A 12,941-nucleotide genomic window follows, 5' to 3' on the forward strand; every position below is an offset into this window, starting at 1 on the left:
GCGCTTGGTGGGCGGGTGCGAGTGGCAGACTGGTGGGGTGAGTGAAACCGAGCTGGTCCGCCTGAAGCCCCGCCGCATCCGCGTGGTCTGCTGGTCGGCGGCGGTTGCCCTGGTGGTGGTGTTCGGTCTGGTCGCCACGTCGCTGAGCGGCCCGACCGGCGATGGTTACGGCAGCTTCCAGCGCGGCGACCAGATCGCCATGATCGGCCTGGGCATCTTCGGGGCGCTGGGCTTCCTACTGTTCACCCGCCCCCGGGTGGAGGCGGACGCGCGGAGCATCCGGGTGCGGAACGTCATCAGCTCCTACGAGCTGCCCTGGGAGGTTGTCCGGGGTGTCCGTTTCGACCGGGGCGCGCCGTGGGCCAGCCTGGAGCTGCACGACGACGACCTGCTGCCGATGGTCGCGTTGCAGGCCGCCGACAAGGAGTTGGCCGTCGACGGGGTCCGCGCGCTGCGCCGGCTCCACGAGGCCCACCAGGCCCGCCTCGCCGAACGCGCCGTCGGCCGCTGACCCGGCCGAACCGCCCCACCGCTGACCCGGCCGAACCGCCTGACCGCTGACCCGGCCGTGCTCCCCTCGCCCAGATCTGGACAACTTCCCTGTAACTGCTGCCTCCCGGCATGCTGAGGCAGCAGTTGCAGGGAAAGTGCGCGGATCTTGCCGCCCGCCGCCCGCCGCCCGCCGCCCGCCGCGCCGCCGCCCGCCGCCCGCCGCTTGGGGCGTGGCGGCCCGGGCGGTCACACCGGCGCCACGCCGCCACGCAGGTCGTGCCCGGTTTGGGGGTGGCCGGGGTGCCGGTGTACTGTTGTCGAGTCGACCAGGCTGTCTCCGCGTGCGAGCAGGCAGCCTTGAAAGCGGAGCGCCTGCTCCCACCCGAGTCGCCGCTACGGTGGCCGGGTCCGGTCACCGGTTCCGGGCATGTCCCGGCGCCGGATGCGCGATCCTTGTGATCGTGCTGACCGGTCGAGCGGGCCCTGGCATGCGCCGGGGCCTTCTGCTTTTCGGGTCGGTTCCCTCCTGGGAGCCGCAGGGGTCGGCGACAGAGCAGAAACGACTCGAGGAGGCCCCATCAGCGTCGAACCACGCGTGAACGAGCAGATCCGGGCACGTGAGGTCCGACTGGTCGGCCCAGAGGGTGAGCAGGTGGGCATCGTCCCGCTGGAGCGCGCTCTTCAGCTGGCTGCGGACGTCGATCTGGACCTGGTCGAGGTTGCGCCGATGGCGCGCCCGCCGGTGTGCAAGCTCATGGACTTCGGCAAGTTCAAGTATGAGAGCGCACTCAAGGCGCGCGAAGCGCGGCGTAATCAGCAGCAGACCGTCATCAAGGAAATGAAGCTTCGGCCGAAGATCGACCCGCACGACTACGAGACCAAGAAGGGTCACGTGGTGCGGTTCCTCAAGGCGGGCGACAAGGTCAAGGTGACGATCATGTTCCGCGGTCGCGAGCAGAGCCGCCCGGAGCTGGGTTACCGGCTCCTGCGCCGGCTCGAGTCCGAGATCACGGAACTGGGATACGTCGAGGCCGCTCCGAAGCAGGATGGCCGAAACATGATCATGGTTCTCGCCCCGCATCGGGCCGTCAAGGCCTCCGCGGTCGCCGCCACGGCGTCTCGCGGCGGACCTCGGGACCGGGCCGGGGACGAGTCCGCCGCTCCGGAAGCCGATGAGACCGCGGCGGTCAGCGAGACCGCAGCAGCCGGTGACACCGGCCTCGCCGCCGACACCAGCGGCGAGTAACAGGGGAGAGACGTTCCACATGCCGAAGATGAAGAGCCACACGGGTATGGGTAAGCGGGTCAAGGTGACCGGCAAGGGCAAGATCGTTGCCCAGCAGGCCGGCCTCCGCCACAACCTGGAGAAGAAGCCCTCCACCCAGACCCGCCGGCTGACCGGCACGGTCGTGCTGGCCAAGGCCGACGTCAAGCGCATCAAGAAGCTGCTCGGCCGCTGACGCGCGCCACCTTCACTAATTAGGAGTTGAGATGGCACGCGTCAAGCGGGCTGTAAACGCCCAGAAGAAGCGTCGTACCCTGCTGGAGTCCGCGAGTGGTTACCGCGGTCAGCGCTCCCGCCTGTACCGCAAGGCCAAGGAGCAGGTGCTGCACTCGATGCAGTACGCCTACCGGGACCGTCGCGACCGCAAGGGCGACTTCCGGCAGCTGTGGATTCAGCGGATCAACGCGGGCGCCCGGGCCAACGGGATGACCTACAACCGCATGATCCAGGGCCTGCGTCTGGCCGGCATCGAGGTCGACCGCAAGATCCTGGCCGACATGGCTGTCAACGACGCCGCCTCGTTCGCGGCGATCGTGGAGCTGGCCCGGGCCGCGGTCACGGCTGAGGGCACCGGTGGCGCGGCGGCTCAGGCCGCCTGATCCCCACGCACCAGAGCGAGGCGTCTCCCGTGTCGGCACCGCCGTCCGGGGGGCGCCTCGATCGTGTCGGAGGAATGCACACCATGGCCTTCACCCCCCGTACCCCAAGGGTTGTCGCCGCCCGCCGCCTGCAACGCCGCCGGGACCGCGACGCCACCGGTCGTTTCCTGGCGGAGGGCCCGCAGGCGGTCCGCGAGGCCCTCGCGCGACCGGGGGTGGTCACCGAGCTTTTCGGTACGACCACAGCGCTCGACAGGTATCCGGAGTTGGCCGCCGCGGCGGCCCGCGCCGACGTGCCGGTTTCCGAGGTGACCGACGACGCCGTCGCGGCGCTTGCCGAGACCGTCGCCCCGCAGGGGCTGGTGGCTGTCTGCCGGCACCTGGACGTGTCGTTGGAGCAGGCCCTCGCGGGTGCGCCCCGGCTGGTGGCGGTGCTCGCCGAGATCCGTGACCCGGGCAACGCCGGCACCGTGCTGCGTACCGCCGACGCGGCCGGCGCGGGTGCTGTGGTGTTCGCCGGGGACGCCGTCGACCCGTACAACGGCAAGTGTGTGCGGGCCTCGGCCGGCAGCCTCTTCCACGTCGACGTGGTGCGCGCCCCCGACCCGGTCGCTGTGGTCGAGGCGCTGCGGGCCGCCGGGCTTTCGATCTTCGCCACGACGGGGTACGGCGACGACGACCTGGACGACCTGACCGACTACGGGCGGCTCGTCGGGCCCACCGCCTGGTTGTTCGGCTCGGAGGCGCACGGGCTGCCCGAGGAGTTGACCGCAGCCGCCGACGCCACGGTGCGGGTGCCGTTGTACGGGCGCGCGGAGAGCCTGAACCTGGCTGCCGCCGCGGCGGTCTGCCTGTACGCTTCAGCGAGAGCACAGCGCTGAGGGTGACGCCCGCGGCGCGCTGACAGCAGGGGAGAGCGTCCGTCCATGAACGCGACACGGCGTTCGTTTAGCCAGCCCGCCGGTGTCGGCGGGCGGCGGGCCTGACCTGCTCCCTGCACAACTCCTACCGGCGGGCTGCGGCAGCGCCGCGCTTCCGTAGACTCGCCTAGCCGCCCCGGTGAGGGCTGGCGCCGCCGTGAGGGAGTGCCCGTACGCCATGAGCTACCGCAACGATCCGTACGACCCGAAGCAGGTCGCCCTGCTCGATCCCGCCGCCCTGGCCGAGGCCGTCGCGGACGCCACGAAGGCGTTCGAGGCCGCCGCCGACCCGGACGCGCTCACCGCGCTGCGCTCGGTGCACCTGGGTGACCGGTCACCGGTCTCCCTCGCGCGCCGGGAGATCGGCGCGCTGCCGCCGGCCGCGAAGTCCGACGCGGGCAAGCGGGTGAACGAGGCCCGCCGGGCGATCGAGTCCGCGTACGCCGAGCGCGCCGAGGTGGTGGAGCGCGAGCAGGCCGAGCGGGTGCTCGTCGAGGAGCGGGTGGACGTCACACTGCCCTACGACAGGCGTCCGCGGGGCGCCCGGCACCCGTTGAGCACGCTGATGGAGTCGATCAGCGACCTCTTCGTCGGGATGGGCTACGAGGTGGCCGAGGGGCCCGAGGTCGACCTGGAGTGGGTCAACTTCGACGCGTTGAACATCCCCGCCGACCACCCGGCGCGCGGGTTGATGGACACGTTCCACATCGCATCTGCCGATGGCTCCGCGGGCTCGGGCCTTGTCCTACGAACGCACACGTCGACGGTGCAGACCCGCACGATGCTCAGCCGCAAGCCGCCGATCTACGTGATCGTGCCGGGCCGCGTCTACCGCACCGACGAGATCGACGCCACCCACAGCCCGGTGTTCCACCAGGCCGAGGGTCTGGTGGTCGACAAGGGCATCACGATGGCGCACCTGCGGGGCACACTGGACCACTTCGCCCGGGCGATGTTCGGCCCGGAGGCGAAGACCCGCTGGCGGCCGCACTACTTCCCGTTCACCGAGCCGTCGGCGGAGTTCGACGTGTGGTTCCCGGAGCACCGGGACGGCCCACAGTGGGTCGAGTGGGGTGGCTGCGGCATGGTCAACCCTCGGGTGCTGCGCGCGTGCGGGGTCGACCCGGAGGTCTACTCCGGATTCGCCTTCGGCATGGGCATCGACCGGACCCTGATGATCCGGCACGGGGTCAGCGACATCCGCCATCTCTTCGAGGGCGACGTGCGGTTCAGCCGCGCGCTCGGGACCGGGGCGTAGGCGATGCGGGTACGAGACACGGGAACGGTGGTCTGAAGTCATGCGAGTTTCTGTCAGTTGGCTGCGGGAGTACGTCGACCTTCCCGCCGACCTTCCCACCGGCGACCTGGAGCAGGCCCTCGTCGACCTCGGCATCGAGGTCGACTCCGTGGTGGACCTCGCCGAGACCGTCACCGGCCAGCTCGTCGTCGGTGAGGTCCGTGAGATCGAGGAGCTCACCGGCTTCAAGAAGCCGATCCGGTTCTGCCGGGTCGACGTGGGTGCCGCCAACGGCACCGGGGAGCCGCAGGAGATCGTCTGCGGGGCCCGCAACTTCGCCCCTGGTGACCGGGTGGTGGTGATCCTGCCCGGCGGCGTGCTGCCCGGCGGCTTCGCCATCGGCGCCCGCAAGACGTACGGGCACAACTCGGCGGGCATGATCTGCTCGGCGAAGGAGCTGGGCCTGGGCGACGACCACTCCGGCATCATCGTGCTGGGTCCGGACGTGACGGCGAAGCCCGGCGACGACGCGCGTCCGGTGGTCGGCCTCGACGACGTCGTCTTCGATCTGGAGATCACCCCGGACCGGGGGTACGCGCTGAGTCTGCGCGGCCTGGCCCGGGAGTTGTCGCACGCGTTCGACCTGCCGCTGCGTGACCCGGCCGCGGCGCCCGCTCCGGGCGGTACCGAGACACCCGCGTACCCGGTGGAGGTCCGTGACACTGTCGGCTGCGACCGGTTCACGGCCCGCCTGGTCCGTGGGGTCGACCCGAGCGCGCCCACGCCGTCGTGGATGGCCCAGCGGCTCGTCACCGCGGGCATCCGCAGCATCTCGCTGCCCGTCGACATCACGAACTACGTGATGCTGGAGCTGGGCCAGCCGATGCACGCGTTCGACGCCGACCGGATCGCCGGGCCGCTCGTGGTCCGCCGCGCCGAGGCGGGGGAGAAGCTGACCACCCTCGACGGCGTCAAGCGGGTGCTCACCGCCGACGACATGGTCATCTGCGACGACAGCGGTCCGATCTCCCTCGCCGCGGTGATGGGCGGCGAGACCAGCGAGGTCGTTGCCGGCACCACGAACGTGCTCTTCGAGGCGGCGCACTGGGATCCGGCGATGGTCGGGCGCACCGCCCGCCGGCACAAGTTGTTCAGCGAGGCCGCGAAGCGCTGGGAGCGGGGCGTCGACCCGGCCGTGGCGCTCGTCGCTCTGGAGCGTGCCGTGCGGCTGCTCACCGAGCACGGCGGGGGCACGCCGAGCGCGGAGATCCTGGACATCGACCACGTCCGGCCGCGTACCCCGATCAGTCTCCCGGCGGACCTGCCGACCCGGCGGATCGGCGTCGAGTACCCGCCGGCACGGGTGGTCGCCCTGCTGGAGCGGGTCGGCTGCACTGTGGCACAGGGCGCGGACCGGTTGTCCGAGGACCCGGGCGCCGTCGGCGTGGCCAGCGGCGTCGGGGCGGTGCTCAGCGTCACCCCGCCGACCTGGCGGCCCGACCTGACCGACCCGGCCGACCTGGTCGAGGAGGTGGTTCGCCTCGACGGGTACGACCGGGTGCCGTCGGTGCTGCCGACAGCGCCCCCGGGGCGCGGCCTGACCCTGCGTCAGCGTCGCCGCCGGGCCGTCGCCGACTCGCTCGCGGAGCGGGGGTACGTGGCGGTGCTCGCGCACCCGTTCGTGTCGCCGGAGTTGGCCGACCAGCTCGCCCTGCCGGCCGACGACAGTCGGCGGCCCGCGGTGCGGCTGGCCAACCCTCTGTCCGAGGAGGAGCCGTTGCTGCGGACCACGCTGCTCGGCCCGCTGCTCGGCGTCCTCAAGCGCAACCTCGGCCGGGGTCACCGCGACCTCGCCCTCTACGAGATCGGTGCGGTCTTCCACCCGCGCGTCGGCGCCGGTAGCCCGCCGGCGATGGGCGTGGACCGGCGCCCCACCGACGCCGAGTTCGCGGCCGCCGACGCGGTGGTGCCGGAGCAGCCGGTGCACGTCGCGGTGGTGCTCTCCGGCGACCTGGACCCGGCCGGTTGGTGGGGTGCGGGCCGACCTGCCGGCTGGGCGGACGCGATCGAGGCGGCCCGTGACGTGCTGGCCGCCGCCGGGATCCCCGACGAGCGGGTCGAGGTGCGCGCCACCGAGTACGCCCCGTGGCACCCGGGCCGCTGCGCCGAGCTGCGGGTCGACGGGGCTGTCGTCGGACATGCCGGCGAGCTGCACCCGGTGGTGGTCGCGACGCTGGAGCTGCCCCGCCGCACCAGCGCCATGGAGCTGAACCTCGACGCTCTGCCGCCGACCCCGGTGACGCCCGCGCCGACCGTCTCCGGCTTCCCGCCGGCGCTCATCGACGTGGCGCTGGTGGTGGACGACTCGGTGCCGGCCGAGCAGGTCCGCCGGGCACTGGAGGCAGGCGCCGGTGAGCTGCTGGAGGACGTGCGGTTGTTCGACGTGTACTCCGGCGCGCAGCTCGGCGAGGGCCGGCGGTCGCTGGCGTACAAGCTGACGTTCCGGGCACCGGACCGGACGCTCACCGTCGAGGAGGCGGTCGCGGCACGGGACGCGGCGGTCGCGGTCGCCGCGGAGCGCCTCGGCGCCACCCTGCGCGGCGCCTGAGCGATGCCGGTGCTGGGATGGTTCGCGGTGGCCGCCGTAGTCGCGGTGGCCACCGCCGGCCTGCTCTGGGCCCGTCGGCACCTGTTGTTGGTAGCGGTGGTGGGGCGCAGCATGGAGCCGACGCTGCGCTCCGGTGACCGGGTGCTGGCCCGGCGGGTGCCACTGGCCCGGGTGCGCCCCGGCGACGTGGTCGTGGTGGTGGCCCCGGCCAGGATGACCGCCGGGCGCCCCACCCGCCCCGACGTGGCGGGCGACCCCGGTCTGCTGATCAAGCGCGCCTACGCGGTGCCGGGCGACCCGGTGCCGGTGGACCGGGTGCCGCTGCTGCGCCAGGGCGGCGAGCGAAACGTGCCGGCCGGCCGGCTGGTGGTGCTCGGCGACAACCCGTCCCAGAGCTACGACTCCCGCGAGTGCGGCTACATCCCGGAGCCGGATCTGCTCGGGGTGGTCGTACGACCGCGACTGCGCGCGAACTGACCGTCGGCCCGGTGGCGCACAGGACGGCGTGCCGTCCGACCCGGGGGCCGGACGACACACCGTCACCGCCTCAGCAGAGAGCGGACATCGTGCTCGCACCCGCGCTGCAGTAGTAACCGCAGCTCCCGCAGGTCGTCTTGCAGGCGCCGTTCGTGCTGCACCGCTTGAAGTAGCACGTCCCACACAGCGCGCAGTACGGGTCCGGCGGACAGCCGGCAGCGGCCGTCACCTTCGGTACGAACACGCCGAGCATCCGCTCGCCCAGGTTCTCCAGTCGACGGAACATTCGTTCACCTCCTCCTGATGCTGATCGTTGCCGGGACGCTACGGCGGCTCGATACACCGCCGGTACAGCCGAGGTCGACGCCGATCGCTGTCGATGTATCAGCGATGTATCCGCCGCTCCTAGCGTGGGACTCCCAGCGACGGAGGTGGGTACGGATGCGAGCCCTGGAACTGACCGCACGGCTACTGCTGGCCCTGGTGTTCCTCGCCGCGGTCATCGGCAAGCTGCGCACCCGGGCGGGTTGGGCCGCGTTCGTGGCGTCGGTCGGGCAGTTCGGTGTGCCAACCCGCTGGACCGGGCCGGCCGCCCGCGTCGCCGTGGCCGCCGAGGCGGCAGTGGTGGTGCTGCTCGCCGTCTCCCGGACGGTGCCCGCCGGGCTGGTCCTCGCCGTCGGGCTGCTCGGTGTGCTCACCGCCGCGATGGTCGGGGCGCTGCGCCGAGGTGCCCGGCCGGCCTGCCGCTGCTTCGGCGCCGCCGACGCGCCCATCGGGGCCCGGCACGTCGGTCGCAACCTCGCGCTCCTGACGGTGGCGCTGCTCGGCCTGCTCGGCTGGGCCACCGCCGCCGGGCCGCCGCCGTCCGCCTCCGCCGTTCTGGTCGCCGTCGGCGTCGCGGTCCCCCTCGCCGCCGTGGTGATCCGCCTCGACGACCTGGTCGCCCTCTTCGCCCCCACCTCGTCCCGGCCGACCCGCCCGGTCGGCCGGCACTGACCCCGGATCGAATCCCCGCACCCGAAGGAGCCCTCCATGGCGCTGTTGACCGTCGCCGTCGTCCTCGTCGCCGCTCTCGGCCTGCTCAACCTGGTCCTGCTGCTCGGTGTGATCCGTCGGCTGCGCGAGCACTCCGACCTGCTCGGCGACCACCAGAGCCAACCGCCGGCGGTGATGTTGGAGGTCGGCTCGATCCCCGGCGACTTCATGTCGACCACAGTGGAGGGACGGGTGTTCTCGCGGGCCGATCTGCCGCCGATGACGCTCGTCGCGTTCCTCTCGCCGACGTGTGAGCACTGCGAGGAGCAGCTTCCGGTGCTCGTCGACCGGGCACGCACCATGCCGGGCGGTGCCGAGCACGTGTGGATCGTGGTGGTCGGCAAGGGCCCGGAGACCTCCGCGTACGCCGAGCAGTTCCTCGGCCTGGCGACCGTGTTCGTCGAGCCCGGCACCGGCGCTCTTCCGCTCGCGTTCGGGGTCAAGGGTTTCCCGGCGTTCGGCCTGCTCGACCAGCGCGGGATCGTGGCGTCGACGGCGTTCGGTATCGCCCGGTTGGACCTGCCGGTGGCGCGGTGAGCGGGCCCCGGCTGGCACCGCGACGGGCTGCCCGGCACGCCCGGGCGGCGCTCGGCCTGACCTGGCGGGCCGCCCCGGCGGGCACCGCGGCGGACCTGCTGCTCGCGGTGCTGGCCGGGTTGACCCCGGTGCTCGTGGCCGCGCTGACCAAGCTCGTGCTGGACCGGCTCACCGGTGGCGGCTCGCCCGCCGTGCCGCTCACCTCGCTCGCCGCGGGCCTGGCCGTCGCCGCCGCGCTCGGCACGGTCCTGCCCCACCTGCGCACCTACGTGGCGGCGGAACGGTCGCGAGCGGTGTCCCGGCTGGTGCGCCGCCGCCTGTACGACGCGGTGCACCGTCTCGTCGGGTTGGTGCGGTTGGAGGACCCGGAGTTCCAGGACCGGTTGCAGGCGGCCCAGCAGACCGGTCACCTCGGCCCCACCCAACTGACCGGCAACACGTTCGGCGCGGTGCAGAGCGCGCTGGCGATGGCGGGGTTCCTCGGTGTCCTGCTGATGCTCAACCCGTTGATCGGGGCGCTGGTGCTCCTCGCCGCCCTGCCCACCCTCTGGATGCAGTTGCGGCTCAACCGGGCCCGGGCGGCGATGGTGCTGCGGATGGAGCATTTCCAGCGGCGGGACCTGTTCTTCGCCCAGTTGCTGGTGGGGGTGCAGGCCGCCAAGGAGGTCCGGCTGTTCGGGCTGGGCCGCTTCTTCGGCGACCGGATGCTCGACGAGTTGCACTCCATGCACCGGGTGGAGCAGCGGCTGGACCGCCGGGAGGTACGCGCCCAGGCGGTGCTCGGGTTGCTCGGCGCCGCGGTGGCCGGCGTCGGGGTGGTCTACACCGTCTCGGTCGCCCGTAGGGGCGGGCTCACCCCCGGCGACGTGGTGATCTTCCTGGCCGCGATTCCGGGGGTGCAGGGGGCGCTGGGCAGCCTTGTCGTCCAACTCGGCGCGATCCACCAGGCGTTGCTGCTGTTCGAGCACTACGACCAGGTGGCGCACGTCGAGACGGATCTGCCGGTGCCGGCCACCCCTCGTCCGGTGCCGCCGCTCACCGAGGGCATCGAGCTCCGCGACGTGTGGTTCCGCTACTCGCCGGACCATCAGTGGGTGCTGCGGGGCGTGGACCTGCACCTGCGGGCCGGCTCCACCACAGCGCTCGTGGGGCTCAACGGCGCCGGCAAGAGCACCCTGGTCAAGCTCCTCTGCCGGTTCTACGACCCGGAGCGCGGCAGCATCCGGTGGGACGGGGTGGACCTGCGCGAGTTCGATCCGGCCGAGCTGCGCGAGCGGTTGGGCGCGGTGTTCCAGGACTTCATGCCGTACGACCTCAGCGCGGCGGAGAACATCGCCCTGGGTGACCTGACGGCGCGTGACGACCCGGAGCGGCTGCGGGCCGCCGCCCGGTACGCGGGCATCGACGACGCGTTGACCGCGCTGCCCCGCGGCTACGACACCCTGTTGACCCGGATCTTCTTCGACGGCCCGGATCGCGACGACCCCCAGGTCGGCGTGGTGCTGTCGGGCGGTCAGTGGCAGCGGGTGGCGCTCGCCCGGGGGTTCCTCCGGGCTGAACGGGACCTGCTGATCCTCGACGAGCCCAGCTCCGGCCTGGACGCGGAGGCCGAGCACGACCTGCACCGCCGGTTGGGCGAACTACGCCGGGGTCGGACCAGTCTGCTCATCTCGCACCGGCTGAACGCCGTTCGCGACGCCGACACCATCGTGGTGCTCGCCGACGGTCGGGTCGTCGAACGGGGTGACCACAGTGAACTGCTCGCCGCCGCCGGCCGGTACGCCCGGCTGTTCGGCCTGCAGGCGCGCGGCTACCGGGAGGACGCGCCGGCGCCGGTGTGACCGGCCAGGTCGCCGCCGAACTCGGTGGCGGCGAGTTCGGCGGCGTACAGCCGGACGAGATCGCCGATGTGGAACCGGCCGGGCCCGGCCGGCTCGGCGAGCTGCGCGGCGACCAAGCGGTCCAGTGCCCGCGCCGCGTCCTCACGTGGAGCCCCGCTCAGCATGGCGGCCAGTTCGGCGGTGACGGGGCCCGGATGGGCTCGGCCGAGCCGGAGGAAGACCGGTGCGGCCGAGCCGAGTTGTCGGTAGCTGGCGCTGAGCCGCGGCCCGAGACCGGTCTCGGCGAGCCGGTACCGCTCGTCGCGCAGCAGCCGGGCCAACCGGCTGAGCGACCAGTGCGACCCCTCGGTCAGCCGGGAGGCCGCGGTGCGCAACGCCAGGGGGAGCCGCTCGCAGAGGTTGACCACGGCCGAGGCCGCCTCCGGCTCGGCGTCCACCGGACGGTCTCCGGCGGTGGCCCGCAGCAGTGCCAGCGCGTCGGTGGCGGGCAGCGGATCGAGTCGCAGCTTCGGGGCGTCGCCGGTGGTGACCGGGTTGCGACTGGTGACCAGGAGCGCGCATCCGCCGCGTACCGGCAGCAGGTCGTCGACCTGGGCGGCCTCGGCGGCGTTGTCGAGCACCAGCAGGACCCGCCTGTCGAACAGCAGGGAGCGGACACGGGCGCGGGCCTCGGCGACAGTGGTCGGTTCCGGTTCGTCGGTGCCCGGGTGGAGGGCCCGGAGCACCCGGTTGGCGATCTGCAACGGCAGGGGTGCGGGGTCGGCGACCGACCCGCCGAGGTCGAGGTGGAGCTGGCCGTCGGGGAAGGCGTCCAGCGCCGCCGCCGCGACGCGCAGCGCCAACGCCGACTTGCCGGTGCCGGCCATGCCGTAGATGGCCACGGTGACGGGTTGTCGGCGGGCGTCGACGAGCGCCTGGCGCAGCCGGGTCAGTTCCGCCCGGCGGCCGACGAACGGCGCGGTGGGGCAGGGCAACTCGTGCGGCACCCTCGGCGTGACCGGTTGGTGCCGGGTCGGTGTGGCGCCGCGCCGTCGGGGCGGGATCGCCGCGCGGCGCTCGTGGTGGCGTACCGAGCGGTAGAGCTCGGTCAGCTCGGGCCCGGGAGCGACGCCCAGTTCGCCGTCGAGCGCCCGGCAGGCCGCCTGGTACGTCTGCACCGCGCCGGCCTGGTCACCGGCACGGTGCAGGGCGGTCATCAGCATCGCCCACGCCGGCTCACGCAGCGGATGATCGGCGAGGTGCTGACGCAGCAGGTTCAGCAACGTCGGCGTGCCCTGGTCGCCGAGGTCCAGGCGGCAGGCCGCGTACGTCTCCCGGGCGCCGGCCCGCCGCTCGCGCAGCCGGTCGAAGGCGGCGGCGGTCACCGGCCCGTACGCGGGCGGCGGGTCGGTGGGTGACCAGAGCGCCAGCGCGCGACTGAGCAGGGTGGCGGCGAGTTCGGGTTCCCCGCCGATGCGGGCGGCGTGACCGTCGGTGGTGAGTCGTTCGAATTCGGCGGCGTCCAGCTCGCCCGGTTCGACCCGGAGCAGGTACCCGCCGTGCTCGGCGGGCAGTCGGGGCGGGCGGTCGGGGGAGTCGAGCAGGTGGCGGAGTTGACTGGCGTGGCTGCGCAGGTTGGCCACTGCCGATGTCGGTGGGCGCCGGCCCCACAGTTCCTCGCGCAGCCGGTCGACGGGGACGGCCAGGCCGGCCTGCGCCAGGAGGGTGACCAGCAGGGCGGTGGGTCGGCCGGCCGGCAACCGCAGGGCCTCCCCGTCGCGACGCACCTGGACCGGACCGAGGATCTCGAACGACAGCCCCACAGCGTCCTCCGTCAGGTGCCCCCACGCGGACCGGACAGGCCGGACCACCACCGTCGGAGAATTATGCTAGTCGATTTAACGTTGCCTCAGTCGATCCTTTCTCGGGCC

Annotated in this window: 13 protein-coding genes; 11 read left to right on the top strand and 2 right to left on the bottom strand. The window is 72.9% G+C overall.

The features are described 5' to 3' along the window. The first annotated feature begins 37 nt into the window (after positions 1-37). The 8 genes from ABZ406_RS24275 to ABZ406_RS24310 all read left to right on the top strand — a co-directional run bounded on the left by ABZ406_RS24275 (position 38) and on the right by ABZ406_RS24310 (position 7,618). Positions 38-511, top strand: a complete 474-nt coding sequence (locus tag ABZ406_RS24275; protein ID WP_208741083.1) for a PH domain-containing protein — start codon at positions 38-40, stop codon at positions 509-511. A gap of 576 nt (positions 512-1,087) precedes the next feature. Beyond that, complete coding sequence (gene infC, locus ABZ406_RS24280; RefSeq protein WP_124818759.1) at positions 1,088-1,738, top strand: translation initiation factor IF-3; 651 nt, start codon at positions 1,088-1,090, stop codon at positions 1,736-1,738. Positions 1,739-1,757: 19 nt separating this feature from the next. Further along, on the top strand, positions 1,758-1,952 hold the full coding sequence (gene rpmI, locus ABZ406_RS24285) for a 50S ribosomal protein L35 (protein WP_007458415.1): 195 nt from the start codon (positions 1,758-1,760) through the stop codon (positions 1,950-1,952). Positions 1,953-1,983: 31 nt separating this feature from the next. Then, positions 1,984-2,376: a 50S ribosomal protein L20 gene (gene rplT, locus ABZ406_RS24290; protein WP_357765790.1), complete on the top strand. Its 393-nt coding sequence runs from the start codon at positions 1,984-1,986 to the stop codon at positions 2,374-2,376. A 29-nt stretch (positions 2,377-2,405) separates the two neighbouring features. Further along, positions 2,406-3,257, top strand: a complete 852-nt coding sequence (locus tag ABZ406_RS24295) for an RNA methyltransferase (RefSeq protein WP_357765793.1) — start codon at positions 2,406-2,408, stop codon at positions 3,255-3,257. A gap of 217 nt (positions 3,258-3,474) precedes the next feature. Beyond that, entirely contained in the window at positions 3,475-4,554 is a 1,080-nt protein-coding gene (gene pheS, locus ABZ406_RS24300) for a phenylalanine--tRNA ligase subunit alpha (protein WP_238679559.1), read from the top strand. A 40-nt stretch (positions 4,555-4,594) separates the two neighbouring features. Further along, positions 4,595-7,141 (top strand): phenylalanine--tRNA ligase subunit beta, encoded by a 2,547-nt coding sequence (pheT, locus tag ABZ406_RS24305; protein ID WP_357765796.1) that lies wholly within the window; start codon positions 4,595-4,597, stop codon positions 7,139-7,141. Positions 7,142-7,168: 27 nt separating this feature from the next. Further along, positions 7,169-7,618, top strand: coding sequence for a S26 family signal peptidase (locus ABZ406_RS24310; RefSeq protein ID WP_357765799.1), 450 nt, complete (start codon positions 7,169-7,171; stop codon positions 7,616-7,618). Between the two features lie 70 nt (positions 7,619-7,688). Here the strand turns inward: ABZ406_RS24310 and ABZ406_RS24315 are convergent, their stop codons facing one another. Continuing rightward, positions 7,689-7,904 (bottom strand): hypothetical protein, encoded by a 216-nt coding sequence (locus ABZ406_RS24315; protein ID WP_269679844.1) that lies wholly within the window; start codon positions 7,902-7,904, stop codon positions 7,689-7,691. Between the two features lie 155 nt (positions 7,905-8,059). Between ABZ406_RS24315 and ABZ406_RS24320 the strand changes: the two genes are divergently transcribed. Genes ABZ406_RS24320 through ABZ406_RS24330 form a run of 3 tightly spaced genes read left to right on the top strand, consistent with a single transcriptional unit; the run spans position 8,060 to position 11,031 of the window. After that, complete coding sequence (locus ABZ406_RS24320; RefSeq protein ID WP_357765802.1) at positions 8,060-8,614, top strand: MauE/DoxX family redox-associated membrane protein; 555 nt, start codon at positions 8,060-8,062, stop codon at positions 8,612-8,614. 36 nt (positions 8,615-8,650) lie between these two features. Continuing rightward, complete coding sequence (locus ABZ406_RS24325; RefSeq protein ID WP_357765805.1) at positions 8,651-9,190, top strand: hypothetical protein; 540 nt, start codon at positions 8,651-8,653, stop codon at positions 9,188-9,190. Next, positions 9,187-11,031, top strand: coding sequence for an ABC transporter ATP-binding protein (locus ABZ406_RS24330; RefSeq protein ID WP_357765807.1), 1,845 nt, complete (start codon positions 9,187-9,189; stop codon positions 11,029-11,031). Before ABZ406_RS24325 ends, ABZ406_RS24330 begins: the two co-directional genes overlap by 4 nt. Here the strand turns inward: ABZ406_RS24330 and ABZ406_RS24335 are convergent. Next, positions 11,001-12,833 carry a BTAD domain-containing putative transcriptional regulator gene (locus tag ABZ406_RS24335; RefSeq protein WP_357765810.1) on the bottom strand — a complete coding sequence of 611 codons (1,833 nt, stop codon included), beginning with the start codon at positions 12,831-12,833 and terminating at the stop codon, positions 11,001-11,003. The genes ABZ406_RS24330 and ABZ406_RS24335 overlap by 31 nt on opposite strands. Positions 12,834-12,941 lie beyond the last annotated feature (108 nt).

The sequence above is a fragment of the Micromonospora sp. NPDC005710 genome, from assembly GCF_040630995.1.
Taxonomy (GTDB): domain Bacteria; phylum Actinomycetota; class Actinomycetes; order Mycobacteriales; family Micromonosporaceae; genus Micromonospora.

Coding starts and splice junctions, on each gene's coding strand:
- rpmI (WP_007458415.1), top strand. CDS start 1,758: ATGCCGAAGATGAAGAGCCACACGGGTATGGGTAAGCGGGTCAAGGTG.
- rplT (WP_357765790.1), top strand. CDS start 1,984: ATGGCACGCGTCAAGCGGGCTGTAAACGCCCAGAAGAAGCGTCGTACC.
- pheS (WP_238679559.1), top strand. CDS start 3,475: ATGAGCTACCGCAACGATCCGTACGACCCGAAGCAGGTCGCCCTGCTC.
- pheT (WP_357765796.1), top strand. CDS start 4,595: ATGCGAGTTTCTGTCAGTTGGCTGCGGGAGTACGTCGACCTTCCCGCC.
- ABZ406_RS24315 (WP_269679844.1), bottom strand. CDS start 7,904: ATGTTCCGTCGACTGGAGAACCTGGGCGAGCGGATGCTCGGCGTGTTC.
- ABZ406_RS24320 (WP_357765802.1), top strand. CDS start 8,060: ATGCGAGCCCTGGAACTGACCGCACGGCTACTGCTGGCCCTGGTGTTC.
- ABZ406_RS24325 (WP_357765805.1), top strand. CDS start 8,651: ATGGCGCTGTTGACCGTCGCCGTCGTCCTCGTCGCCGCTCTCGGCCTG.